Here is a 23,849-nt window from a genome sequence, read left to right as displayed (position 1 = left end):
GAGGCGTTAGAATGTGCGCCGAACTTCGCGCCTGTCCCATCAGGCCTTTTTCCTCCGCTGTATCACTGGCGGGCAGCAATAGCAGCGCCTGATGGGACAGGCACATATAAAGGATCGTGACGTATGCGCATTCACATATTGGGGATTTGTGGCACCTTCATGGGCGGCCTGGCCGTACTGGCCCGTTCGCTTGGCCACGAGGTAACGGGCTCGGATGCCAATGTTTATCCCCCGATGAGCACCCTGCTTGAAAAAGAGGGCATCGAGTTAATTCAGGGCTACGATCCGAGCCAGCTTGAGCCGCGCCCGGATCTGGTGATCATCGGCAACGCCATGACGCGTGGCAATCCGTGCGTCGAAGCGGTGCTGGAGCAGGGCATTCCGTATCTGTCCGGGCCGCAGTGGCTGCATGACTTCGTGCTGCGCGACCGCTGGGTGCTGGCCGTTGCCGGTACCCACGGCAAGACCACCACCGCCGGCATGCTCACCTGGATTCTGGAATCCTGCGGCATGGCACCGGGCTTTGTGATCGGCGGCGTACCGGGGAACTTCGACGTCTCTGCGCGTCTTGGCGACACGCCGTTCTTCGTGATTGAAGCCGACGAATACGACTGCGCCTTCTTCGACAAGCGTTCCAAGTTTGTGCACTACGCGCCGCGCACCCTGATCCTCAACAACCTTGAGTTTGACCACGCGGATATCTTTGACGATCTGAAAGCGATCCAGAAGCAGTTCCATCACCTGGTGCGTATCGTGCCGGGGCAGGGGCGTATCATCTCCCCGGAGAACGACATCAACCTGAAGCAGACGCTGGCGATGGGTTGCTGGAGTGAGCAGGAGCTGACCGGCGAGCAGGGTATGTGGCAGGCGAAAAAGCTGACCAACGACGCGGCCTCCTGGGAAGTGTGGCTGGCGGGCGAGTGCGTCGGCCAGGTCAACTGGTCGCTGGTGGGCGAGCACAACATGCAGAACGGCCTGATGGCTATCGCGGCGGCACGCCATATCGGTATCACCCCGGCGGACGCAGCGCAGGCGCTGGGCTCGTTCATCAATGCCCGTCGTCGTCTGGAGCTGCGTGGCGAAGCGGATGGCGTGTGCGTGTATGACGATTTCGCCCATCACCCGACCGCAATTCTGGCTACCCTGGCCGCGCTGCGCGGCAAAGTGGGCGGTACCGCGCGTATTCTCGCCGTGCTGGAGCCGCGCTCCAACACCATGAAGATGGGCATCAGCAAGAACGATCTCGCCCCGTCGCTGGGCCGCGCCGATGAAGTGTTCCTGCTGCAGCCGCAGCATATTCCGTGGCAGGTGGCGGAAGTGGCGGAAGCCTGCATTCAGCCGGCGCACTGGAGTGCCGACATCGACACGCTGGTGGAGATGATCACCAAAGCCGCGCAGCCGGGTGACCACATTCTGGTGATGAGCAACGGCGGATTCGGCGGCATTCATCAGAAGCTGCTCGACGCGCTGGCAAAAAAAGCCGACGCAGCTAACGACCGGTTTTAAGCCCGCCGGAAATGAAAAACGCCTCTCAATGAGAGGCGTTTTTTTTGCGTTACTGCTGACCTTCGGCCAGTTCGCGCAGGTACTGGAAGATGAGGCGCGAGGATTTGGGCGGCTTATTGCCCTCTTTCTCTTTTTTGGCGTTGCGGATAAGCGAACGCAGCTGCTGGCGATCCGCCTGCGGCCACAGGTTCAGCACTTCCGGCACCGCGTCATCGCCGTTCTCAATCAGGCGATCCCGCAGCTGCTCTAACTTATGGAACAGCGCAACCTGCTGGTTGTGGCGGTTTTTCAGTTTGTCGAGCGCCTGACGAATCGGCTCCACGTCGCGCTGGCGCAGCATTTTGCCAATCAGCTGCATCTGGCGGCGGCGGCCTTCTTTCTTGATGCGCTGCGCCAGCTCAATGGCGGCACGCAGATCGTCATCCAGCGGAATTTTATCCAGGGCGTTTTTGCCCAGCTCAACCATCTCGGCGCCGAGGCGTTTCAGCTCTTCGGCGTCGCGCTTAATTTCGCTTTTACTGACCCAGATAATTTCATCATCGTCGTCTTCGTTTTCATTATCAGGGACTTCATCGAGCCAGTCATCGGGCTGCTTAGTCATTCTCAGGCTCCTTAAAAAAGAGGCTAATACTACCAGTTAAGGCGCGCACTGCGAAATGGTTCTCTGTTAGACTCAAAAAGACGTACTAACACTCCATCCTACATTATGGCATTCGCGATGAAAGTAATCACACAAGTAGCGCAGCAGCGCAAAGCGCTGGAAGAGGCGGTATCTCAGGCACTTGAACTTGCTTCCGGTAAAGCAGACGGCGCCGAAGTGGCGGTAAGTAAAACCACCGGCATCAGCGTCAGCACCCGCTACGGAGAGGTGGAGAACGTTGAATTTAATAGCGATGGCGCACTCGGCATCACGGTGTACCACCAGAACCGCAAGGGCAGCGCCTCCTCAACCGATTTAAGCCCGCAGGCCATTGCCCGTACCGTGCAGGCGGCGCTGGACATTGCGCGCTACACCTCCCCGGACCCGTATGCTGGCGTGGCGGAGAAAGAACTGCTGGCCTTTGAAGCGCCGGATCTTGACCTGTTCCATCCGGCGGACATCGACCCGGATCGCGCCATCGAACTGGCGGCCCGCGCCGAACAGGCGTCCCTGAACGGCGATCCGCGCATCACCAACACCGAGGGCGGCAGCTTCAACAGCCACTACGGCGTGAAGGTATTCGGCAACAGCCACGGCATGTTGCAGAGCTACTGCTCGACCCGCCACTCGCTCTCCAGCTGCGTGATTGCTGAAGAGAACGGCGACATGGAGCGCGATTACGCCTATACCATTGGCCGCGCGCTGGGCGATCTGGAGTCCCCGGAGTGGGTCGGCCAGGAGTGCGCCCGTCGTACCCTGTCGCGCCTGTCGCCGCGCAAATTGCCGACCATGAAAGCCCCGGTGATCTTTGCCCGTGAAGTGGCGACCGGTCTGTTCGGACATCTGGTGGGTGCCATCAGCGGCGGCGCGGTCTACCGTAAGTCCACCTTCCTGCTGGACTCCCTCGGCAAGCAGATCCTGCCGTCGTGGCTCACCATCGAAGAGCACCCGCACCTGCTTAAAGGCCTCGCCTCGACGCCGTTCGACAGCGAAGGCGTGCGCACCGAGCGTCGCGACATCATCAAAGACGGCATTCTGACGCAGTGGCTGCTTACTAACTATTCCGCGCGCAAGCTGGGGCTGAAAAGCACCGGTCACGCGGGCGGCATCCACAACTGGCGCATCCAGGGCCAGGGCCTCGGCTTTGACGCGCTGCTAAAAGAGATGGGCACCGGGCTTATCGTCACCGAGCTGATGGGTCAGGGCGTCAGCGGTATTACCGGCGACTACTCGCGCGGCGCGGCGGGCTTCTGGGTAGAGAACGGCGAAATCCAGTATCCGGTGAGCGAAATCACCATTGCCGGCAACCTGAAGGATATGTGGAGCAATATCGTGACCATTGGCGACGATATTGAAACGCGCAGCAATATTCAGTGTGGGTCCGTACTGCTTCCGGAGATGAAGATCGCCGGCCAGTAATATCAGGGGAGCGCAACGCTCCCCTTTTTCATCACAACAATAAAAAGGTGCCGTCATGCGTAAGACACTGTTAGCAATGTTGACCGTTTCATCCCTGTTTGTTGCCTCATCGGCGGCTTTTGCTGCCGATCTGGACGAAGACATGGACATCCTGAGTGAAAACTATCAAATCGTACTCAAAACCGATGACGCCGGTGAAATGAAAACCGCGCTCGGCAAGATGCGCGCCGCCGCGCTGGATGCAAAAAAATCCGCCCCGGTGAAGCTGGAAAACAGCGCCCCGGACAGCGCAGAGATGCAAGATTACCGCCACGGGCTGGATACGCTGGTGGGGCAGATTGATGACGCGCTGGCGCTGGCAGGTGCCGGAAAAGTGAAAGAGGCGCAGACCGCTGCCGAAGCCTTCAAAACCACGCGCAATACCTACCACAAGAAGTACCGCTAATCATCAGGGCCAGCGCCACCGCGCTGGCCTGCGTCGTATCATCGCAATATGACGTTGCCCCCGCAGACGTTACCCGCCGTTCGTTCGCTTTTTACGTCGCCCGACGCTTTTCAGAAAGTGGCGTACTTTGGCGAAAAAAGGGTGCCTGAGAGCCTCTCGCCCCACAACGGTAGCGGGGGTTTCCCCCCGCCGGTTTACCTTCGCGTACTGGGTTCGTAAGCCAGTCGCACCGCGACTTCATACTCACCATAGCGGATCCTGATCTCGCACAGCGCGGGCCGTGTGAGCAGGGCAATGGTCACTGTCGTCAGACAGACGATCAGCACCGCCGCCATCGTCAATGCGTGTCGTTTCATGGTTACGCCTCCTTGCTTTGCAGCAGTGAAAAGGCTAACCTTCCGTTGTTGGTTTGGAAGGGAAAGCCTCACTTTGATGAATAATCAGGTGGGGCTTTTTACTGCCTGCCGTTCACGACAGACAAACCAGTCCTGCGCTCAAGACAGCCAGTCTCAAGCACCCACGCTCATTCTATCCAGCCGTCATAAGCCGCGCTTATTTCCTGTGTAATCCTTCGGCGCACGCCGCAAAACAGAACCCGCTTTTTTTCGCCTGTCCGCCTCCCTTTCAGGTGATATTCATCACATAAACCCAGCATAAAGTAATCATTCACGCGATTTATGTGGAACAGATCACTGCCGCCGCTCGCGCTTCCACATGGAAGTGGAAAAGAACTCGCTACAAACCCCACCAGCCCACCGTTAGTGTTACCCCATCGCAACACAGAATATATGCAGCGTTAACAACGGAGCGGTAATGAACGACGCAGTGTGTCAACAAACGGAACAGACCGCGCAACTCGGCGATCGCATGCTGGCCTGGGTATTCGCCCTGCTTAAGCGTAACCACATCACGCCAAACGCGGTGCAGGAGCAGATGCTCAGCTCGCACGTGCGGGCGATGGCGCACCGGTCAGTGAGCGGCGAGCCGCTGCCGGACGTGGAAGCAGAGCTGTTCGACGAAATCTCCGAGGAGTCGATGCAGCTGGCGCAGGCGGTGGTGGATGAATTCGGCAACCTGCCGGTGGAAGAGGCCTGGCTTTTGTCGGTGCACTTCGAAGTGGCGAAAGACAATCTCTAAGCGCAAAGGAGCGGAATATGGAACAGATTACAGTGGTGATTGGCGACCGTCTGGGCAAAGGCCAGAAAGTGGGCGCAGGGGTTGAGAAAGCCGGTGGCCGTGCGGTAGTGGTGCCGGGCGTGGCGGCGGATATGAAGCTGGGCGACGTTATGAAAGCGGAAAACGCCACCTTCGGGATCTCATTTTGCGGCAGCGGCGGGGCCGGGGCAATCACTGCCCAGACCAAACACGGCTACAAAGCAAAATACGGCATGCGCTCGGTGGAAGAGGGCGTAACGGCCATCAATGAAGGCTGCAACGTCCTGGGCTTCGGCTTTATGGATAAAGAAGAGCTGGGTGAACGCCTGGTGGAAGCCTGGAAGAAGAAGTACGGCAACTGACATGAAAGAGAAATTCACCACCACGGTGAGGGTCAGCGGTAAAGGAGAGAGTAAGGCGCGGGCCTTCTCTGACGCCCTGAGCCACGTTCAGAGGGCGATGCTGAAGTCCTCCAGCCAGGTTTTGCTGCGTATTGAGCCACAGGATGTGCAGGTTGTTCATGCGCGGGAAACGGTGCGGAAAGAGGCGTTTCTGTTTTTCTTTCTGCGCCGTGAAAGACGCATTTTCAGCGTGGAGCTGGAAGTGACTGTCAACGTGACCGCGATTAATCCCGATAAGGTCGATTTCGTCACGCAGTAATCCACTTTCCCTCCGAATATCCCGCTGGGCGTTGCCGATGCGCGACGCTCCGGGTAGTCGCTTGCGGGGACCACAACACAACAGAAGGACGGAGTAATGTTCTTAATAATATTAATAAAATCGCTCATCATCGGCGCGCTGGTTGGCGTCGGTGTGGGGGCCGGGGCTGCTCGCATGTTTCATGCTCCCACCACCCAGGGAATGGGGGCATTTCGTACGCTGGGGGAGCTTAACTCCTGCGAAGGCGATCCCGCCTCGCATTTCTCGTTTGGTCTGGGCTTCTTCTTCAACGCCTGGGCGTCGTCGGTGGCTGCCGGCTCGTTCACCCAGGACGTTGACCATCGCATCATTCCGAACTGGGGTGCGGCGGCGCTGATGATGAAAAACCGCAACGTGGCGGAAACCCTGCACGATCCGAAGAAGATGGCCATTGCTTGTGGCGTCATCGGCATGATCGTGGTTGCCTTCCTCAACACCACCGCGTCCGCGGTGCCGGCTGCGCTGCAGGTGACGGCCGTTAAGGTGCTGGTCCCTGCCGCTAACCTGCTGGTCAATACCGTGATGCCGGTGATTTTCTGGCTGGCGGCCATCGATGCCGGTAAGAAATCGGGCTTCTGGGCCACGGTATTCGGCGGCGCAGCGCAGCTGATCATGGGGAACGCCGTACCGGGTCTGGTACTGGGCATTCTGATTGGTAAGGGCGTAGAAGAGAGCGGCTGGAATCGCGTCACCAAAGTGATGATGACGGCCATCGTTGCGCTGTTCGTACTGAGCGCGTTCTTCCGCGGCTTCGACATCAAGATGATCGAGTCCTTCCACCTGGGCGTGCCGAACTGGCTCGACCTGATCCACAACGCGGTCAGCGGCAAATAAGGGGCTGATGATGGAAGAGAATAAAGGTTTCTGGTATGCCGACTGGTCGTTCCCGATCCTCGTCGGCCTGCTCTCCTCCGGCGTGTTTGCCGGGACGCACATGTACTACCTCTACGGTATCGGCGCGTTTAACGAAGTGGCATTTGTAGCAATGCTGAAAGCGGGCATGGATACCGGCGTCTACGGCGCGGTGGCGGCGTTCGGTGCCAGCTTCCTGTTTGCGCGCATTATCGAGGGATCGCTGGTGGGTATCCTCGACATCGGCGGCGCGATTCAGACTGGCGTAGGTCTTGGTGTCCCGGCGCTGCTGCTGGGCGCAGGCTTCGTATTCCCGGTGGCGAACTTCGGTGCCTCGCTGGTGACCGGGCTGGTGATTGGTCTGGCGATTGGCTACCTGATTATCCTGGCGCGTAAGTTCACCATCAATCAGAGCGACTCCACCTATGGTGCCGACGTGATGATGGGCGCGGGCAACGCTTCCGGGCGCTTCCTTGGGCCGCTGATTATCCTCAGCGCGATGGCGGCATCCATTCCCATCGGTATTGGCTCGCTGGTCGGCGCCCTGGTGTTCTACCTGTGGCAGAAGCCGATCACCGGCGGCGCTATCCTCGGTGCCATGATCCTTGGGTCGATTTTCCCGGTAGCCCTTTAAGACCGCTGTCCCACGCGCGCATCGTCCGGCGCGTGGGCAAACAGGAGCCTCCTATGTATGATTTAATCCTGCGCCGCGCCCGTCTGGTGGACGATACCGTCATCGACATTGCGATTCAGGACGGCAAAATTGCCGCGCTGGGTGACATCACCGGCTCCGCGCGCAGCGAGCGCCAGCTGTCCGGCGACTACTACCTGAGCGCCGGCTGGATTGATTCCCACGTACACTGCTACCCCAACTCACCCATTTACCACGACCAGCCCGACAGCGTCGGCATCGCCACCGGCGTGACGACCGTCGTGGACGCCGGCAGCACCGGCGCGGACGACATCGACGACTTTTATCAGCTCACCCGCCAGGTAGAAACCGAGGTCTACGCCCTGCTCAACATCTCGCGGGTTGGCCTTATCGCCCAGAACGAACTGGCGAACATGGCGAACATTGACGACGCGGCGGTACGCGAGGCGGTGACGCGTCATCCTGACTTTATCGTCGGCCTGAAAGCGCGCATGAGCAGCAGCGTCATCGGCGATAACGGCCTGAAGCCGCTGGTGCGCGCCAAAGCGATGCAGCAGGAGAACGGCGGCCTGCCGCTGATGGTGCATATTGGCAATACCCCGCCGGAGATCGATGAGATTGCCCCGCTACTGGCGAGCGGCGATATCATTACCCACTGCTATAACGGCAAGCCGAACCGCATTCTGACGCCGGAAGGCGCGCTGCGCGCCTCGATTACCGACGCCCTGAAACGCGGCGTGCGGCTGGACGTAGGGCACGGCAGCGCCAGCTTCAGCTTTGCGGTGGCGCAGCAGGCCATCGCACTGGGCATCCTGCCGCACACCATCAGCTCGGACATCTACTGTCGCAACCGCATCAATGGCCCGGTGAAAAACCTGGCGCACGTGATGTCGAAATTCCTCGCCATCGGCCTGTCGCTGCCGCAGGTGATTGAGTGCGTAACGCGCCACGCCGCCGACGGCCTGCGCCTGCGTCACAAAGGACGCCTCGAACCGGGCGCTGACGCCGACTTTACGGTGTTCGCCCTGCGTCGCCAGCCCGTCCTGTTTACCGATTCTGACCAGAACAGTCTTGCAGCCGAGCTGCAGCTGCTTCCGCTGGCCGCCGTGCGCGCCGGGAAGTGGTTCACCACCGAACAAGGGAGTGCGGAACATGCCTTCGATTTATGAGAAATATCAGTTAAAACCGGTGATTAACGCCTCGGGGCGCATGACGGCGCTGGGCGTCTCCACGCCGCGGCCTGAGGTGGTCGAGGCGGTGACCACCGGCATGAATCACTACTTCGAGATGAAAGACCTGGTGGACAAAACCGGGGCGTACATCGCGCAGCTGCTTGAGGTGGAAGCGGCGACCGTAGTCTCCTGCGCCTCGGCGGGGATCGCCCAGTCGGTGGCGGCGATGCTGGTACAGGACAGCCAGTGGCTGCTGGAAAATCTGCACACCACGCCCATTGAGAACAACGAGATCGTGCTGCCGAAAGGGCACAACGTGAACTTTGGCGCGCCGGTCGGCACTATGGTGGCGCTGGGCGGCGGACGCGTGGTCGAAGCGGGCTACGCCAACGAATGCTCTGCCGATCAGCTGGCGGCGGCCATTACCCCGCGCACCGCCGCCATTCTCTATATCAAGTCCCATCACAGCGTGCAGAAAAGCATGCTCAGCGTGGAACAGGCGGTAGTCGTCGCCCGGAAGCACAACCTGCCGCTGATTGTGGATGCCGCCGCAGAAGAGGATCTGCACGTCTACTATCGCGCCGGGGCGGATCTGGTGATTTACAGCGGTGCGAAAGCCATTGAGGGGCCGACCAGCGGGCTGGTGATCGGCAAGCAGCAGTACGTCGAGTGGGTGAAGCGCCAGTCGGGGGGAATTGGCCGCGCCATGAAGGTTGGTAAAGAGGGCATCCTCGGCCTGACCTGCGCCATTGAACACTACCTCAGCGCCAGCAAAACCACCGGTGACGAAATGGTGGCGCGTATGACCCCCTTTATTGACGAACTTAACCGCCTGAACGGCGTGACCGCGCGCGTCGTCTGGGATGCTGCCGGGCGCGACATCGCCCGCGCAGAGATCAAATTTGATGAAAGCGTAACCGGCATCGCCACCGGCGAGCTGGTCAGCGCTCTGAAGCGCGGCGAGTACGCCATCTATTTCCGCGGTTACAAAGCAAATGAAGGCATCGTCGAAGCCGATGTGCGCAGCGTTACCGAAGATCAGCTGGCAATCATCGCCCGTAGCATCGCCGTTTTACTCAAGGAGACCCAGGCATGAAACTGACCCCCAATTTTTACCGCGACCGCATCTGTCTGAACGTGCTGGCCGGCTCGAAGGATAACGCGCAGGCGATTTACGAGGCGGCGCAGGGGCATGTGCTGGTGGGCGTGCTGTCAAAAAACTATCCGGACGTGGAGAGCGCGGTGGCGGATATGCGCGAGTACGCGGCGCTGATTGATAATGCGCTCTCGGTCGGGCTGGGGGCGGGCGATCCGAACCAGTCGGCGATGGTCAGCGAGATCTCCCGCCAGGTACAGCCGCAGCACGTCAATCAGGTATTTACCGGGGTGGGCACCAGCCGGGCGCTGCTTGGCCAGCAGCAGACCGTGGTGAACGGTCTTGTCTCGCCAACCGGCACGCCGGGAATGGTGAAGATCTCCACCGGGCCGCGCAGCAGTAAAACCCCGGACGGCATTGTGCCTGTAGAAACCGCCATCGCGCTGCTGAAGGACATGGGCGGCAGCTCCATCAAATACTTCCCGATGGGCGGGCTGAAAAGTGAAGCGGAGTACCGTGCGGTGGCGCAGGCCTGCGCTGAGCACGACTTCTGGCTGGAGCCGACCGGCGGTATCGATCTGGACAACGTCGAGGCGATCCTGCGCATTGCGCTGGAGGCTGGGGTGAGCCGAATCATTCCGCATATCTATAGCTCAATCATCGACAGCGCCACGGGCGATACCCGTCCGGATGATGTACGTCAGCTGCTGGAGATAACCAGAAGGCTGCTGGGCTAACGCCGCTTTGCATCGCGGCACGTAATCCGTAACTATGGCTGTGACTACTGGCGGTACACCGGGTGCGATGGCGCGCCCGGGCAACGAGAGGAAACTGCAGTGCGATTCCCGAATCAACGTCTGGCTCAACTGTTTTCCCTGTTACAGAACGAGCCGCTGCCGCAGGATGAGCTGGCGCGCCGGCTCACCGTTTCCACGCGTACCGTGCGTGCCGACATCACTGCCCTGAATGAATTGCTGTTACACCACGGGGCGCAGTTTGTTCTCAGCCGCGGCACCGGTTACCAGCTAAGCATCACCGACGCCGGGCGCTATGCGGCGTTGCAGACCGCTCACCCGCGCCAGCTGCGCATCCCCCGCACCGGGCCGGAGCGCATCCACTATCTGCTGGTGCGCTTTCTCACCGCCGCCTACTCGCTGAAACTGGAAGACCTGGCCGAGGAGTGGTTTGTCAGCCGCGCCACGCTGCAGGGCGACATGGCCGAAGTGCGCGAGTGGTTCAACCGTTACAACCTTTCTATCGAGACGCGTCCGCGCCACGGCATGAAGCTGTTCGGTAGCGAGATGTCGATCCGTGCCTGCCTGACGGACCTGCTCTCCCGGCTCATTCAGGAGGACAGCGAGCATCCGCTGGTGAACAAGGAAGCGCTGAACGCCGGGGTGCCACAGCAGCTGGAGCAGGGGTTACAGGCCTGTTTTAACCACTACCGCATCCGGCTGACGGACGAGGGGGAGCAGTTTATCCGCCTCTACTGCGCCGTGGCGGTGCGGCGCATCAGCGAAGGTTTCCCGCTCTCGGATTTCACTGCGGATGACGTCGGGGATAACGTGCGCGAGGCTGCGCGCGATATCGCCGGGCTGCTCCAGACCCTGACCAGCAAAACGCTGTCGGAGTCGGAAGAGCACTGGCTGCGCGTGCATATCGCGGCACGCCAGGTGCAGGATCTGGCCCCCAGCACCATCAGCGCCGACGATGCCGGTGCGCTGGTGAACTACATTCTGCGCTACATCAATACCCACTTTAATTACAATCTGCTGACCGACGCACAGCTCCATGCCGACCTGCTGACCCACATCAAAACCATGATCACCCGGGTGCGCTACCAGATTTCGCTGCCCAATCCGCTGCTGAGCAACATCAAGCAGCACTACCCGCTGGCGTGGGATATGACGCTGGCGGCAGTATCCAGCTGGGGGAAATACACGCCGTACGCCATCAATGAAAACGAAGTCGGTTTTCTGGTGCTGCATATCGGCGTTGGGCTGGAGCGGCACTACAACATTGGCTATCAGCGCCAGCCGCAGGTGCTGCTGGTGTGCGACACCGGCAACTCCACGGTGCGCATGATTCAGGCAATGTTGCTGCGCAAGTACCCGCAGCTTGAGGTTACGCGCATTATCTCCCTGCGCGACTATGAGCAGCTCGCCAGCGTAGAGGAAGATTTTGTCATCTCTACGGCGCGCATCAGTGATAAAAACAAGCCGGTGGTGGTGATGTCGCCGTTCCCCACCGACTACCAGCTGGAGCAGATTGGTAAGCTGGTGCTGGTGGACCGCACCCGGCCCTGGATGCTGGAGAAGTATTTCGACGCCGGGCATTTCTGCATCATCGACGAGCCGATGGATCAGCAGGCGCTGTTCCGCAGGTTGTGCGGAGCTTTAGAGCAGGAAGGCTTTGTTGATAGCGAATTCCTCGCCTCGGTGGTGGAGCGTGAAGCCATCGTCAGCACCATGCTCGGCGACAGCATCGCCCTGCCACACTCGCTGGGCCTGCTGGCCAACAAAACCGCGGTCTACACGGTACTGGCCCCGGAGGGCATTCCCTGGGGCGACGAAACCGCGCACGTCATTTTCCTGCTGGCGATCAGCAAGAGCGAATACGAAGAGGCGATGGCGATCTACGATCTGTTCGTCACCTTCCTGCGCGAGCGCGCCATGCCGCGCCTGAAAGCGTGCCGCAGCTTCGACGAGTTTAAAACCGTGGCGGTGGAGTGCGTCAGCCGGTTTTAAACCGGTACCAGGGCTTATGGTAACTAGTTGATCTTACGATGTTATGTGTTGGTTTGTGGCGTGAAGCGCATCACAAACCCGCCGGATCAATGGGTGCCGTTTTTGACGCGCGTTTTCATGCCTGTTTATTAACCGGCTGATTTTAAGTCATTAAAAATCCCGGTTGCCTGATTAATTCGATAATCGTATCGATCCCCCTGTTTAATGAATTGGTTTCGCCCGCCGCGGCTTCGCAGAATGGTGCAACATTCACTGTTCGGGAGTCGTTATGTCGTTATCACTCAGCAACAATTATCCCTTCTATGCCGCCGACCTGCTGCGCGCCGCGAAGCCAGGCTTCCAGCCGCGCATGGCGTTAATTCTGGGATCGGGCCTCGGGGCGCTCGCCGGGCAGATGGAGAACGTCACCACCCTCGCGTATGAAAAATTGCCGGGTTTCCCGGTCAGCACCGTGCAGGGCCATGCCGGGGAAGTGGTAATGGGTACCCTGCACGGCGTGGATATTATCTGCATGAAGGGCCGCGGGCATTTTTATGAAGGGCAGGGCATGGGCATTATGACCCACGCGGTGCGCACCTTCAGGCTGCTTGGCTGCGACTTCCTGCTTTGCACCAACGCTGCCGGCTCCCTCAATCCGGCCATCCCGGCCGGTAGCCTGGTGGCGCTGACCGACCATATCAATACCATGCCGACCTCACCGCTGGAAGGGCCGAACGACGATCGTTTTGGGCCACGCTTCTTCAGCCTCGCTAACGCTTACGATGCAGAGCTGCGCGCCCGGCTGCACCTGTCCGCGCAGGCGCTTACGCTGCCGCTGCACGACGGGGTCTTTGTCTCCTACACCGGGCCTAATTTCGAAACCCCGGCTGAAATTCGCATGATGCAACGAATGGGCGGCGATGTGGTGGGGATGTCGGTGGTGCCTGAGGTTATCGCCGCTCGCCACTGCGGCCTGAAAGTGCTGGCGGTCTCCGCCATCACCAATATGGCCGAAGGGCTGAGCGACGTGGCGCTGTCGCATGAGCAAACGCTGAAATGCGCCGCGCTGGTCACCGACGATTTTATGCGCCTCATCGGCCATTTCATTAAAACCTACTCTCGCTAATCCGCTACCGGAGCGGGCATGGACAGGCCTGCTCTCAGGAGTTATGACATGACACAACAGCCTTTTTCACGCGGCAACCTGAATGCCATTTCTTATCTGAGCTATTACTTCGTCGGGGCGCTGGTTTCTACCCTCGGCATCGTGCTCTGGCCGTTATGCCAGGCGTTTAATAAAGATCCGAGTTTTATCGGCCAGGTCTTTACCCTGATGAATCTCGGCATGTTCGTGCCGATCATGCTGGGTGGGTTGCTGATGAAAAAATGGGGCCTCAAGATGCCGCTGGTTATCGCGGCTGCGGCCACGGTGGTGATCAGCGCCGTGCTTTTTATCACGCCGACCCTGACCATGTTCAGTATTGCGGTAGCGGGCATTGGTGCCTGCGGCGGGGTCTTTATGACCCTCGGCAGCTATCTGGTGGTGCGCATTAATCCGGATGAAAAGCGCCGCTCCGCCAGCCTCATCTTCACCGACTTCTTCTTCAGTCTGGCGGGTGCCACGCTCTCCTTTTTACTGGCGTGGCTGTTTAAGCTGGGCGCAACCTGGATGGCGATGTACGGCATCATGGGGGCGCTGGGCGCGTTGATGCTGGCGTTAAGCCTGCGCTGCCGTTTTCCCACTACCGAGGATGAGAGCGCACCGTCCACGCCGCAAGCCACCGCGGATGAAGGGTGGGGCGCTGCGGTGTATCTGCTCTGCTTCGCGCTGTTCGCCTTTTTACTGGCAGAACCGATCTTCACGATGTGGACGCCGGGCTATCTGCAGTCGCGTTTCACGCTGCCAGCCGAGGAAGCCGCGCTTTTTACCACGGTCTACTGGGTGACGAAGGCCATTGGCCTGTTCGTGAATCAGTTCACCGTAAAATGGATGCAGCTGCGCACCTTCCTGCTGATCTGTACCGTTGCCGGGCTGCTGGCTATCGCCATCATTGCCAACAGCACGAATACTACGCTGATACTGATCGCCTGCGGCGTGTTTGGCTTCTTCAATTCCGGGCTATTTTCCGGGCTGATGAGCTACGGCTCGCTGCAGATAAGCCAGAGTTCGCCAACCTTGCTGTCTGCGCTGCTGACCTGCGGTACGGTAGGCACGCTGGTGTTTGCCAGCGTCTCATCGCTGGTTAATCAGCAGTTCGGAATACAGGCGGCGGTGAATACTTCCACCGTAGCCTATGGCGTCCTGCTGATAACGCTGATCGCCGCGGTGCTATGCAGCCGGGCAGAGCGGCTACACCGAAACGGGGCAATGGACATTTGACGATGTCTGAGCCGGAAGTGCATGATGACAATCCCTTTTTTCAACACGTCATCGCCATGCCCGAACTGAGTGCTAATAGTCGAATCAGCCTGCGGATGCTGCGCTATTTCCAGGTGCTGGCGGAAGAGCTGCATTTTGGACATGCCGCCGGGCGGCTGAATATTTCTCAGCCACCGCTGAGCATGCAGATAAAAGAGCTGGAAGAGATTATGGGCTGTGCGCTTTTCGAGCGAACCAGCCGTAAGGTTGTGCTTTCGGCCACGGGCATCGCGCTGAAAGCCGAGGTGGACCGGTTGCTCAGCGCCACCGAGCAGTCACTGAACTATGTGCGACAGACCGGGCGTCACGCCCATCAGCGCATCCAGATTGGCATCATCGGCAGCGCGCTGTGGGGGGCGCTGCTGCCGCGGCTGAGTGCGTTTAAGCAGGATTATCCTGACGTAGTGTGGCAGCTTCATGAGCTGTCGCAGTTACAGCAAATCGATGCGTTAAAATCGCGCACCATCGACGTTGGTATTCAGCGCAACCTCACGGCACATACGGAAAGAGGCATTCATTGTCAGCTTATTTCCCATGAGTCGCTGCAGGTCGCCGTGCCGGAACAGAGCGCGCTCAGCCAGCGCAAGCGCGTGACCCTGAAGTCCCTCGCGCATCAGCCGTTCATCTCGCTCTCCTTCAGTCACAGTGATTTTGCCTCTCAGCTCTACGATTACTGTGTCAGCGCGGGCTTTTATCCGCATATCACCCATCAGGTACGTGAACCGCAGACCGCGCTGGCGCTGGTCAGTGCCGGCATGGGTATCGCGTTGCTGCCTGAAAGCTGCGCGTTAATTCAGTGGCCAGGCGTGACCTTTATTTCCCTGCGGGAAGCTATCCCGGCCGATCTCTATGCGCTCTGGTATGGAGAAAAACAGCCTGAAATTGTTAACCATTTTATTAATACGCTGGTTACTTCTGCGCTCTGTTAAATATCCGGAAAGCGTTCCGGAAAGATATTAATAAATATCCAGTCTGCCTCAGGAAAAGTAACCAGGTATTATTTGACCGGAAACTGTGCGTGCGCAGTCAGAATAAGAGAGGGCAGCGGATAAATACTATTCCGGTGCGCATATCGCGCCAGGGAATATTTATCCGCAATCACTTTTGATCTGACACTCATTCACATTAAGGGCAATGAAAATGGAAATTCGCCACTGTTCTCCGCGGGGCGCGACGTTATTATCGCAGACGTATGAATCGCTGGAAGACGCCGTAAACGAGGCTGCAAATCAGGCGGTTCGTGCTTACTGTCAGGGCACGTTCAGCGTCGGCGGCGTTATGCTCGACAAAAGCGGTAATGTGTTAAATGCACTGCATAATAACGTGGTGGAAGACGGGATGACATTCGATCCGACCGCCCATGGCGAGCGGCAGCTTATCGACTGGTATTATGATCAAATCTCTTCTGGCGCACTATTGCCGCCGCCGGAAGAAATTACTATCGTGACCTCGCTCGACCCGTGCTGTATGTGTTCCGGCTCGATCCTCAGCAGCGGTTTTAATGTCGTGTCTGCCGCCTTCGATACCTTTTCCGGCATTGATTACACACCCTTGCCGATTTCCCCTCATTAGATCCTGCGTTACGCCCGGTAGCCCAGGCTACTTTCAGTTATCCAGAAGTGGGCGGCGACTCCTGTTTTGCGCGTCCTGCGACCTCGGCACCGCTACCTGCTTTTTTTAGCCAGACGGTGATTAATCAGAACACCCAGGCGCTGTGTTTATCCCTGTTTGAAGCCACGCTGTCCGGGGTTCAGGATACGGTGAATAACGATCTTCCGCCGGAGCTGTTGATCGATCCGGCGACGCTGGCACCTGACGATCCGCTGGTTATTGCGCTCAGAGATATCTATCCCCAGGCGCTCACCTATAAAGCGCCGTCACTGGGGACGCCGGACGCAGGTCTGGCGCCTTATCTGCTTGAAGCGGCAGCCATCGATGCTGAACGGGGCGGTAAGGGCAGCTCGGTAGCCTTTCTCGATTACTTCGGCAACCTGATGCTGTGCCTGCCCGGCAATCAGGTCCACTCCCCGGTGCAGACGCCGTTTATGCTGACTACCCGAAGCTGGGCGCAGCTGCGTCATCAGCTTTATCAGCAGGAAGGGGATCGCGTATTGCAGTATTTTGGTCATCCCAAATATGGCACGTTCGTGCTGACGCTGGGGCAGGATACCTCAGCATCCAGCCTTATTGATTTAGGAGCTTATGGGTCCACAATGGAAGAGGCGTTACCGGCAGAAAATCCGTGGTCACTGCAGTATGTCGTGCCCTCGATCCCGCAAAGCGCGTTGACGGCGTATTGCCAGGCGCTGCCGCCGCTTTACAGCCAGTCGATTGGCGTTATGCCACGGCAGGTCAGCGATCGGGCGCTGATTGATGCTGTGACGGCAGGTTTACCGCTGACAACGCGACGCGCACCGGTGGAGGCATAGCGTCTCAGGTGCCCGCCTGAAGGCGGATACGCCTGTCCGCCTTCACATTAGCGCAGCCGGTGCACGACCTGGTTGCTGCTGCCGCGCCAGATCAGAGCCGGGTCTTTCAGATCCTGCACAAATTTTCCGTCCACCAGCACGTTGATAAGCTCAACCACCTCACGCTGGGCACTGTTGAGCTCATCCAGCGTATAGCCCGTCCAGACCCAGATATCTTTCCCGCGGCATTCGGCGTGAACGCGCTGCACCAGTTTAAGGATCGACGGCACGTTTTGCGGATGCAGCGGATCGCCGCCGGACAGCGACAGTCCCTGACGCTTGATACGCGTATCGTTGAGATCGGCGATGATGCGATCTTCCATTTCCGCAGTGAACGGTAGCCCGGAGTTGAGCCGCCAGGTGCTTTTGTTGTAGCAGCCTGGGCATTCGTGGATGCACCCTGCGACAAACAGGGTGCAGCGGGTGCCGGGGCCGTTGACGATGTCTACAGGATAGTACTGGTGATAATTCATTTTTTCCTCGTCGCAGTTGGCGCCGTAGCGGCGTTGGCTGCGCTCACTCACCCGGGTCACTTACTGATGTAAGCTCCCCGGGATTCACTCGCTTGCCGCCTTGCTACAACCCCAACTGCTTAGAGGAACCTCGTCGATGTTGGCGCCGTAGCGGCGTTGGCTGCATTTGCTCACCCGGGTCACTTACTTATGTAAGCTCCCCGGGATTCGCGCATTTGCCGCCTTGTCCTGGCGTCAATTGCTTTGCGAAAAGCAGCGCAGCTTTCCAGGGAAAGGTTACCCTCCCTGTAATTTTGCATCCCTGTACGCCGCGCTTTTGTAGGGTGGGTAAGCGCAGCGCACCCACCGTTTATGCGCAGGCTTACTCGCCCTGTAATTTTGCATCCCTGCACACCGCGCTTTTGTAGGGTGGGTAAGCGCAGCGCACCCACCGCGTAACTGAACAAAACGGGTCAACCAATCTGCCCGTTTCCGAGATGCTTAACCCTGCGCTTCACCTCTTCCTGCTTGCCGGCGTTAAAAGGGCGCGCGTCCGGGCTACCGAGATAGCCACAAACGCGGCGGGTGACCGATACGCGTGAGGCGTCGTGATTGCCGCATTTCGGGCAGGTAAAGCCTTTGCTGGTGCACTCGAACTCACCGGTGAAACCGCACTCGTAGCACTCGTCGATAGGCGTGTTGGTGCCGTAATAGGGCACGTGCTGATAGCTGTAATCCCACACGTCTTCCAGCGCCTTCAGGTTGTGCTGAATATTCGGATACTCGCCGTAACAGATGAACCCGCCGCTCGCCAGCGGCGGATAGGGCGCTTCGAAATCAATCTTGTCGTACGGGTTAACCTTTTTCTCTACGTCAAGGTGGAAGCTGTTGGTGTAGTAGCCCTTATCGGTGACGCCCTGTACCACGCCGAACTCGGCGGTGTCGAGGCGGCAGAAGCGGTCGCACAGGTTCTCACTCGGCGTGCTGTAGAGGCTGAACCCGTAGCCGGTCTCATCCTTCCACTGCTCCACCGCCTGACGCAGGCGTTCCACGATAGCCAGTGCTTTGGCGCGCAGCGCCTCGCTGTCATAGACATGCTTGCCATACAGCGCGTTGATGGTTTCATGCACGCCGATATAACCCAGCGAAATGGACGCGCGGCCGTCTTTGAAAATCTGCGAAACGTCGTCATCCGCATTTAACCGCACGCCGCACGCCCCTTCCATGTAGAGAATGGGTGCCACCCGGGCTTTAACGCCCTCCAGCCGGGCGATGCGGGTCATCAGTGCTTTACGCGCCAGCGCCAGGCGGTTATCCAGCAGTGCCCAGAACGCGGCCTCGTCGCCTTTTGCTTCCAGCGCGATACGCGGCAGGTTAAGGCTGATAACCCCGAGGTTGTTGCGTCCGTCGTGGATCTGCTCGCCGTTCTCTTCATACACCCCGAGGAAGCTGCGGCAGCCCATCGGCGTTTTGAACGAGCCGGTGACCTTCACGACCTGGTCATAGTTGAGAATGTCCGGGTACATGCGCTTGCTGGCGCACTCCAGCGCCAGCTGCTTGATGTCGTAGTTGGCATCGCCCGGCTTGTGATTCAGCCCGTCGCGGATGGCGAACACCAGCTTCGGGAATACGGCGGTTTTACGGTTTTTCCCCAGACCGGCGATGCGGTTACGCAGAATCGACTGCTGGATCAGGCGCGACTCCCAACGGGTGCCGAGGCCAAAGCCGAAGGTCACGAACGGCGTCTGGCCGTTGGCGGTATGCAGCGTATTGACTTCGTACTCCAGCGACTGGAACGCGTCGTAGCACTCTTTTTCCGTGCGGGCGTGGGCGTAGCCGTCCACGTCCGGGATATTCCATTCATGGGCAATCTGACGGTGCTTCTCAAAGCTCTCGGTGACAAACGGGGCCAGCACTTCGTCGATGCGGTTAATGGTGGTGCCGCCGTAAATATGGCTCGCGACCTGGGCGATGATCTGCGCGGTGACCGCGGTGGCGGTGGAGATAGACTTCGGCGGCTCGATCTCGGCATTGCCCATCTTGAAGCCGCGCGTCAGCATGCCTTTGAGATCGATGAGCATGCAGTTGAACATCGGGAAGAAGGGCGAGTAGTCGAGATCGTGATAGTGGATCTCGCCGCGTTCGTGGGCGAGCACCACATCGCGGGGCAAAAGGTGCTGGCGCGCATAGTGTTTGGCGACAATCCCGGCCAGCAGATCGCGCTGAGTTGGGATCACTTTGCTGTCTTTATTGGCGTTTTCGTTCAGGAGCGCCGGGTTGGTTTGCTCCACCAGGCCGCGGATCTCTTTGTTAAGGCGGCCCTGTTTCTCGCGGGCGATATCGCGGTCGTGGCGATACTCAATATAGGCGCGCGCCAGCTGCTTGTAATTGCCCGCCATCAGCTGATTCTCCACCGCCGTCTGGATCTCATGAATGTCCACTTCACGACGATGCTGCATCTGACTGCTGACGATTTCCGCGACGGTGGCGCAATAGTCTACGTCATCGACTCCCGCTGCCTGCGCTGCACGAAGAATCGCTTCGTGAATGCGCGCTGAATTGAAAGGTACTTTACACCCGTCTCGTTTCACTACATGCGGTGTCATGATCACTCCATATTAAGCACAGGTTATCCACAGAAACTCCGTCGCGCGGCATGAGGGCTATCTTCCGAATAAATCCTCAGTAACGGCGAAGCCGGCCCGTTTTATCCACAGCCTTGTGTCGATTTCAACAAAGCCTGACTGGTGAAAGGGTAGCCTGAAATAACAAGATATTGGGCCGCGGTGGATTTTAATGTCTATATATAGTGATTTGCATCAAACAAGTTTGCGGTTTTATTGATGCAGGACAAAGCAAAGCGGCGAGCGCGCTCAGCATCTGCGCTGACGGATGCGAAATATTTACGCCATGAATTTTTCGATTAAAAAATCGACGAATGCCCGCACCCGTGGGGCCAGGCGGTGGTTGGGGTACTTCACCCACAGCGGCTGCGGCACGGGCCAGTAGGGCTCCATGAGCGGCACCAGGCGGCCTGCTGCGATGGGCGGCGCCAGATACCAGTCAGCGAGCGAGACGATGCCCATATCCGCCAGCGCCGCGTCGACCAGCACGTCGGGAAACGTGCTGATAAGAAACGCGTGCTGCTCTTCCATCGCCAGTTCGTCAGTAAGCCAGCTTTGCAGCTTGCCGTTGCCGGGGTTGCGGTGAACGAGGCAGCGGTGATGCAGCAGCTCCTGCAGGTGCTGCGGCGTGCCGAAGCGCGCCAGATAAGCGGGCGACGCGGCGAGCATCATGCGCATCGGGCGGATCTCGCGCGTCACTACCCGGCTGTCCTGTACGGTGCGCTGGCCGACCGCCACGTCTATCCGCTCGCCAATGAGGTTGACGCGGCGCGGGTCCATCGCCAGATCCAGCCGTACCTGCGGGTATCGCGCCTGAAACGCGGGCAAGGCTGGCATCAGCAGATAGCGACCAAAACCGGGGATAACGCTGGCGCGCACCAGCCCTTGCGGCTCGTCGGCGGGTTTTTCCAGCGCCTGATTTAACGCGTGCCACAGCGGCGCCACCTGGTCACGCAGCGCCGCTCCTTCTTCCGTCAGGACTACAAAATGGGTGTTGCGCTGGAACAGCACGCGGCCAAGCCGCGCTTCCAGCTGGCGCACGCTTTTGCTCACGGCGGCAGGCGTCACGCCCAGCAGGCGCGCGGCGGCGGAAAAACTCTGGCTCTGCGCCGCGGCCAGAAAAGCCGGTAGCAGGCGATGCACGTCGGAAGTCAGCGTCATGGTTGATACCTTTGGTTGAAACAGATATGCCCGGAACCGCGCTACAGGTTAATCCTGCGTCGTGCCAACATTACCTCAACAATACCGTTGAGGAGAGAAAAAATGAAAAAAGTACTGGTGCTGGCCGGGCACCGTTACCCGGATGAATCACGTGTTAACCACGCCGCCATCGAGGCGCTGAAGGCGCTGCCACAGGTGACCGTGCATGAGCTGATGCGCGAATACCCGGATTTCCGGATCGACGTGAAGCGCGAGCAGGCGCTGCTGCTGGCTCATGACGCGGTGGTAATGCTGTTTCCATTCTGGTGGTACAGCGCGCCCGCGATTTTAAAAGAGTGGCAGGATCACGTGCTGGAGCACGGTTTCGCGTATGGCAGCGGCGGTGAACGCCTGCATGGCAAACCGTTTATGCTGATGGTGTCGACCGGCGGCAACGCTCAGGCGTATTCGCCTCAGGGCTACAACCGGTATCCGATAGAGGAGTTCTGGCTGCCGTTCCACGCGATGGCCAATATGACCGGCATGGTCTGGCAGACGCCCGCGCTGATTCAGGGCACGCATGTGCTGAGCGATGCCGATCTCGACGCGGGCGTGGCGCAGTGGCTGAGCCGCGTGAACGCGCTGGTCAGTAAATGATGCCCGGCGGGTGCCGGGTAACATTTACTGTTGCAGCCAAATCACGGCTTCAAAGGGGCGCAGGTTGAGTTCTGCGGGGGCAGGGGAGGCGTCCGGGTAGTTGCTCATCAGCACCTGCCAGTCACCGCTGAGGGCGTCCGGCATCCACTGCTGGCTGTCCCGGCTCAGGTTGGCGGCCACCAACAGCGTCTGGTCCTGCCACTCGCGACGGTAGCACCAGAGGTGCGGATGGTCGGGCAGCAGATCCTGATAGTTGCCCTGGGTGAAGACAGGCTGGGCTTTGCGCAGGCGGATCAGCGTCTGATAGGCGTGAAACACCGAGTCGGGGTCGCTCATCGCCGCCTCGGCATTAATGGACTGATAGTTATCGCACAGGCCGATCCACGGCGTGCCGGTGGTAAACCCGGCGTTAGCGCCTGCCGACCACTGCATCGGCGTGCGGCCGTTGTCCCGTGACTTATGGGCGAGGATCGCCAGCAGCTCTTCCGCCTGGCGGCCATGCCCACGCAGTTCAGCGAACATGTTGTGGCTCTCCACGTCGCGGTAATCGACAATGCGCGTAAAGTGCGGGTTGGTCATCCCCAGCTCTTCGCCCTGGTAGATAAAGGGCGTGCCCTGCATACCGTGCAGCACCATCGCCAGCATTTTCGCGGCGGGCACCCGCAGTTCACCCTCATCGCCAAAACGCGACACGATGCGCGGCTGGTCGTGATTACACCAGAACAGCGCGTTCCACGCCCGGTTATGCATGCCCTGCTGCCAGTGGCTGAAAATAGCTTTCAGCGCCACGTAATCCGGCGCGGCAAGGGTCCACTTTTGCCCGCCGAGGTAGTCCACCTTCAGATGATGGAAATTGAAGGTCATCGACAGTTCGCTGCCGTCGAGGGCCGCGTAGCGCTGACAGTGCTCCAGCGTGGTCGAAGACATCTCTCCCACGGTCATCAGCCCGCGTGGCCTGAACACCTCGCGGCTGAACTCCTGCAGGTACTCGTGGATACGTGGTCCGTCGGTGTAAAACAGGCGACCATCTCCCGCCATGTCCGACGCAAACGCCTGATCTTTGGAGACCAGGTTGATCACATCCAGCCGCAGCCCGTCCACGCCGCGATCGGCCCAGAACGCACAGACCTTCTTTAATTCAGCGCGCACCTCCGGGTGTTCCCAGTTGAGATCGGCCTGCTCCGGGGCAAACAGGTGCAGATAGTACTCAGCGCTTTCGGCATGCCAGCGCCAGGCGCTGCCACCAAACTTTGAGCGCCAGTTATTGGGCGCCTGCTCTGGCGTGCCCTCGCGCCAGATATAGAACTGACGATACGCACTGGTTTTGTTCACCGCGTCATGAAACCACGCGTGCTGGGTGGAGGTGTGGTTGAACACCATATCGAGGATGATGCGGATCCCGCGATCGTGCGCCTCGGTCACCAGCCGATCAAAATCATCAAGCGTACCGTACGTCGGGTCGATAGCCGTGTAGTTCGCGACGTCATAGCCGTTATCCACCTGCGGAGAGATATAAAACGGGGTCAGCCAGATCGCATCCACGCCGAGGGTCTGCAGGTAGTCGAGGCGCTGGATCACGCCGGCCAGATCGCCGGTGCCGCTGCCCGTCGTGTCCTGAAAGCTCTTAGGATAGATTTGATAAATCACGCCGTGCTGCCACCAGGGCGGAACTGTTTTCATCTCGTTTTCCTGCATTGCTGAAGAGGGCGTTAGCGCTGCCAGGGGCG

24 protein-coding genes are annotated in these 23,849 nt (G+C 59.2%); 18 read left to right on the top strand and 6 right to left on the bottom strand.

What is annotated here, in order from left to right; all coding sequences use genetic code 11:
- Positions 1-123: 123 nt before the first annotated feature.
- Positions 124-1,506 (top strand): UDP-N-acetylmuramate:L-alanyl-gamma-D-glutamyl-meso-diaminopimelate ligase, encoded by a 1,383-nt coding sequence (mpl, locus tag KFZ77_RS17055; protein WP_031521645.1) that lies wholly within the window; start codon positions 124-126, stop codon positions 1,504-1,506.
- A 49-nt stretch (positions 1,507-1,555) separates the two neighbouring features.
- Here mpl and yjgA read toward each other — a convergent pair whose 3' ends face one another.
- Complete coding sequence (gene yjgA / locus KFZ77_RS17050) at positions 1,556-2,107, bottom strand: ribosome biogenesis factor YjgA (RefSeq protein WP_031521646.1); 552 nt, start codon at positions 2,105-2,107, stop codon at positions 1,556-1,558.
- A gap of 105 nt (positions 2,108-2,212) precedes the next feature.
- Here yjgA and pmbA point away from each other — a divergent pair, with 105 nt between their 5' ends.
- Together pmbA and cybC are read left to right on the top strand one after the other, a co-directional pair.
- Complete coding sequence (pmbA, locus tag KFZ77_RS17045) at positions 2,213-3,565, top strand: metalloprotease PmbA (RefSeq protein ID WP_035891129.1); 1,353 nt, start codon at positions 2,213-2,215, stop codon at positions 3,563-3,565.
- 55 nt (positions 3,566-3,620) lie between these two features.
- Positions 3,621-4,010: a cytochrome b562 gene (cybC, locus tag KFZ77_RS17040; protein WP_264384879.1), complete on the top strand. Its 390-nt coding sequence runs from the start codon at positions 3,621-3,623 to the stop codon at positions 4,008-4,010.
- 194 nt (positions 4,011-4,204) lie between these two features.
- Here the strand turns inward: cybC and KFZ77_RS17035 are convergent, their stop codons facing one another.
- The gene (locus tag KFZ77_RS17035) at positions 4,205-4,366 is read right to left on the bottom strand and encodes a Hok/Gef family protein (protein WP_051640512.1); all 162 of its coding nucleotides are present in this window, start codon (positions 4,364-4,366) and stop codon (positions 4,205-4,207) included.
- Positions 4,367-4,823: 457 nt separating this feature from the next.
- Here KFZ77_RS17035 and KFZ77_RS17030 point away from each other — a divergent pair, with 457 nt between their 5' ends.
- The 14 genes from KFZ77_RS17030 (at position 4,824) to KFZ77_RS16965 (ending at position 17,210) form a co-directional block, all read left to right on the top strand.
- Positions 4,824-5,147: a glycine dehydrogenase gene (locus KFZ77_RS17030; RefSeq protein WP_264384878.1), complete on the top strand. Its 324-nt coding sequence runs from the start codon at positions 4,824-4,826 to the stop codon at positions 5,145-5,147.
- A gap of 17 nt (positions 5,148-5,164) precedes the next feature.
- The gene (locus tag KFZ77_RS17025; protein WP_024547654.1) at positions 5,165-5,527 is read left to right on the top strand and encodes an SFCGS family glycine-rich protein; all 363 of its coding nucleotides are present in this window, start codon (positions 5,165-5,167) and stop codon (positions 5,525-5,527) included.
- Between the two features lies 1 nt (position 5,528).
- Entirely contained in the window at positions 5,529-5,825 is a 297-nt protein-coding gene (locus tag KFZ77_RS17020; protein WP_264384877.1) for a DUF4312 family protein, read from the top strand.
- Between the two features lie 96 nt (positions 5,826-5,921).
- On the top strand, positions 5,922-6,698 hold the full coding sequence (locus tag KFZ77_RS17015; RefSeq protein WP_031521656.1) for a DUF4311 domain-containing protein: 777 nt from the start codon (positions 5,922-5,924) through the stop codon (positions 6,696-6,698).
- 10 nt (positions 6,699-6,708) lie between these two features.
- Positions 6,709-7,350, top strand: coding sequence for a DUF4310 family protein (locus KFZ77_RS17010; protein WP_031521658.1), 642 nt, complete (start codon positions 6,709-6,711; stop codon positions 7,348-7,350).
- Between the two features lie 53 nt (positions 7,351-7,403).
- A complete protein-coding gene (locus KFZ77_RS17005) occupies positions 7,404-8,537 on the top strand; it encodes an amidohydrolase/deacetylase family metallohydrolase (protein WP_264384876.1) in 1,134 nt (377 codons plus the stop codon).
- Positions 8,521-9,636 (top strand): DgaE family pyridoxal phosphate-dependent ammonia lyase, encoded by a 1,116-nt coding sequence (locus KFZ77_RS17000; protein ID WP_264384875.1) that lies wholly within the window; start codon positions 8,521-8,523, stop codon positions 9,634-9,636. The genes KFZ77_RS17005 and KFZ77_RS17000 overlap by 17 nt, the downstream gene beginning before the upstream one ends.
- Positions 9,633-10,373, top strand: a complete 741-nt coding sequence (gene dagF, locus KFZ77_RS16995) for a 2-dehydro-3-deoxy-phosphogluconate aldolase (protein ID WP_264384874.1) — start codon at positions 9,633-9,635, stop codon at positions 10,371-10,373. Before KFZ77_RS17000 ends, dagF begins: the two co-directional genes overlap by 4 nt.
- A 99-nt stretch (positions 10,374-10,472) precedes the next feature.
- Positions 10,473-12,383: a BglG family transcription antiterminator gene (locus tag KFZ77_RS16990; RefSeq protein ID WP_264384873.1), complete on the top strand. Its 1,911-nt coding sequence runs from the start codon at positions 10,473-10,475 to the stop codon at positions 12,381-12,383.
- Between the two features lie 268 nt (positions 12,384-12,651).
- Positions 12,652-13,488 (top strand): xanthosine phosphorylase, encoded by an 837-nt coding sequence (xapA, locus tag KFZ77_RS16985; protein WP_264384872.1) that lies wholly within the window; start codon positions 12,652-12,654, stop codon positions 13,486-13,488.
- Between the two features lie 48 nt (positions 13,489-13,536).
- Positions 13,537-14,742 (top strand): MFS transporter TsgA, encoded by a 1,206-nt coding sequence (tsgA, locus tag KFZ77_RS16980; RefSeq protein ID WP_264384871.1) that lies wholly within the window; start codon positions 13,537-13,539, stop codon positions 14,740-14,742.
- 2 nt (positions 14,743-14,744) lie between these two features.
- Positions 14,745-15,710: a LysR family transcriptional regulator gene (locus KFZ77_RS16975; protein ID WP_406678791.1), complete on the top strand. Its 966-nt coding sequence runs from the start codon at positions 14,745-14,747 to the stop codon at positions 15,708-15,710.
- Positions 15,711-15,921: 211 nt separating this feature from the next.
- Positions 15,922-16,353 carry a nucleoside deaminase gene (locus tag KFZ77_RS16970; protein WP_264384870.1) on the top strand — a complete coding sequence of 144 codons (432 nt, stop codon included), beginning with the start codon at positions 15,922-15,924 and terminating at the stop codon, positions 16,351-16,353.
- Between the two features lie 188 nt (positions 16,354-16,541).
- Positions 16,542-17,210, top strand: coding sequence for a hypothetical protein (locus tag KFZ77_RS16965; protein WP_264384869.1), 669 nt, complete (start codon positions 16,542-16,544; stop codon positions 17,208-17,210).
- A gap of 47 nt (positions 17,211-17,257) precedes the next feature.
- On the opposite strand, the gene nrdG is transcribed toward KFZ77_RS16965, so the two are convergent.
- From nrdG to KFZ77_RS16950, 3 genes are all read right to left on the bottom strand, one after another.
- Entirely contained in the window at positions 17,258-17,722 is a 465-nt protein-coding gene (nrdG, locus tag KFZ77_RS16960) for an anaerobic ribonucleoside-triphosphate reductase-activating protein (RefSeq protein ID WP_264384868.1), read from the bottom strand.
- A 452-nt stretch (positions 17,723-18,174) separates the two neighbouring features.
- Positions 18,175-20,307 (bottom strand): anaerobic ribonucleoside-triphosphate reductase, encoded by a 2,133-nt coding sequence (gene nrdD / locus KFZ77_RS16955; protein WP_264384867.1) that lies wholly within the window; start codon positions 20,305-20,307, stop codon positions 18,175-18,177.
- 297 nt (positions 20,308-20,604) lie between these two features.
- Complete coding sequence (locus KFZ77_RS16950; RefSeq protein WP_264384866.1) at positions 20,605-21,486, bottom strand: LysR family transcriptional regulator; 882 nt, start codon at positions 21,484-21,486, stop codon at positions 20,605-20,607.
- Positions 21,487-21,588: 102 nt separating this feature from the next.
- On the opposite strand from KFZ77_RS16950, the gene KFZ77_RS16945 reads away from it, so the two are divergent.
- Positions 21,589-22,122: an NAD(P)H-dependent oxidoreductase gene (locus KFZ77_RS16945; RefSeq protein WP_264384865.1), complete on the top strand. Its 534-nt coding sequence runs from the start codon at positions 21,589-21,591 to the stop codon at positions 22,120-22,122.
- A gap of 24 nt (positions 22,123-22,146) precedes the next feature.
- Here the strand turns inward: KFZ77_RS16945 and treC are convergent, their stop codons facing one another.
- Positions 22,147-23,802, bottom strand: a complete 1,656-nt coding sequence (gene treC, locus KFZ77_RS16940) for an alpha,alpha-phosphotrehalase (protein ID WP_264384864.1) — start codon at positions 23,800-23,802, stop codon at positions 22,147-22,149.
- Positions 23,803-23,849 lie beyond the last annotated feature (47 nt).

Origin of the sequence: Siccibacter colletis, from assembly GCF_025914095.1 — a bacterium.
GTDB lineage: Bacteria > Pseudomonadota > Gammaproteobacteria > Enterobacterales > Enterobacteriaceae > Siccibacter > Siccibacter colletis.
The sequence above is the reverse complement of the archived record's forward strand: the minus strand, read 5'-3'. Positions and strand labels throughout refer to the sequence as shown.

What these genes read in the sequence shown, in the direction of transcription:
- nrdD (WP_264384867.1), bottom strand. Translation starts at nt 20,307, where the DNA reads ATGACACCGCATGTAGTGAAACGAGACGGGTGTAAAGTACCTTTCAAT.
- KFZ77_RS17020 (WP_264384877.1), top strand. Translation starts at nt 5,529, where the DNA reads ATGAAAGAGAAATTCACCACCACGGTGAGGGTCAGCGGTAAAGGAGAG.
- xapA (WP_264384872.1), top strand. Translation starts at nt 12,652, where the DNA reads ATGTCGTTATCACTCAGCAACAATTATCCCTTCTATGCCGCCGACCTG.
- KFZ77_RS16970 (WP_264384870.1), top strand. Translation starts at nt 15,922, where the DNA reads ATGGAAATTCGCCACTGTTCTCCGCGGGGCGCGACGTTATTATCGCAG.
- mpl (WP_031521645.1), top strand. Translation starts at nt 124, where the DNA reads ATGCGCATTCACATATTGGGGATTTGTGGCACCTTCATGGGCGGCCTG.
- dagF (WP_264384874.1), top strand. Translation starts at nt 9,633, where the DNA reads ATGAAACTGACCCCCAATTTTTACCGCGACCGCATCTGTCTGAACGTG.
- treC (WP_264384864.1), bottom strand. Translation starts at nt 23,802, where the DNA reads ATGAAAACAGTTCCGCCCTGGTGGCAGCACGGCGTGATTTATCAAATC.
- pmbA (WP_035891129.1), top strand. Translation starts at nt 2,213, where the DNA reads ATGGCATTCGCGATGAAAGTAATCACACAAGTAGCGCAGCAGCGCAAA.
- cybC (WP_264384879.1), top strand. Translation starts at nt 3,621, where the DNA reads ATGCGTAAGACACTGTTAGCAATGTTGACCGTTTCATCCCTGTTTGTT.
- KFZ77_RS17010 (WP_031521658.1), top strand. Translation starts at nt 6,709, where the DNA reads ATGGAAGAGAATAAAGGTTTCTGGTATGCCGACTGGTCGTTCCCGATC.
- KFZ77_RS17035 (WP_051640512.1), bottom strand. Translation starts at nt 4,366, where the DNA reads ATGAAACGACACGCATTGACGATGGCGGCGGTGCTGATCGTCTGTCTG.
- KFZ77_RS17015 (WP_031521656.1), top strand. Translation starts at nt 5,922, where the DNA reads ATGTTCTTAATAATATTAATAAAATCGCTCATCATCGGCGCGCTGGTT.
- nrdG (WP_264384868.1), bottom strand. Translation starts at nt 17,722, where the DNA reads ATGAATTATCACCAGTACTATCCTGTAGACATCGTCAACGGCCCCGGC.
- KFZ77_RS16945 (WP_264384865.1), top strand. Translation starts at nt 21,589, where the DNA reads ATGAAAAAAGTACTGGTGCTGGCCGGGCACCGTTACCCGGATGAATCA.
- KFZ77_RS17005 (WP_264384876.1), top strand. Translation starts at nt 7,404, where the DNA reads ATGTATGATTTAATCCTGCGCCGCGCCCGTCTGGTGGACGATACCGTC.
- yjgA (WP_031521646.1), bottom strand. Translation starts at nt 2,107, where the DNA reads ATGACTAAGCAGCCCGATGACTGGCTCGATGAAGTCCCTGATAATGAA.
- tsgA (WP_264384871.1), top strand. Translation starts at nt 13,537, where the DNA reads ATGACACAACAGCCTTTTTCACGCGGCAACCTGAATGCCATTTCTTAT.
- KFZ77_RS17030 (WP_264384878.1), top strand. Translation starts at nt 4,824, where the DNA reads ATGAACGACGCAGTGTGTCAACAAACGGAACAGACCGCGCAACTCGGC.
- KFZ77_RS17025 (WP_024547654.1), top strand. Translation starts at nt 5,165, where the DNA reads ATGGAACAGATTACAGTGGTGATTGGCGACCGTCTGGGCAAAGGCCAG.
- KFZ77_RS16950 (WP_264384866.1), bottom strand. Translation starts at nt 21,486, where the DNA reads ATGACGCTGACTTCCGACGTGCATCGCCTGCTACCGGCTTTTCTGGCC.
- KFZ77_RS17000 (WP_264384875.1), top strand. Translation starts at nt 8,521, where the DNA reads ATGCCTTCGATTTATGAGAAATATCAGTTAAAACCGGTGATTAACGCC.
- KFZ77_RS16975 (WP_406678791.1), top strand. Translation starts at nt 14,745, where the DNA reads ATGTCTGAGCCGGAAGTGCATGATGACAATCCCTTTTTTCAACACGTC.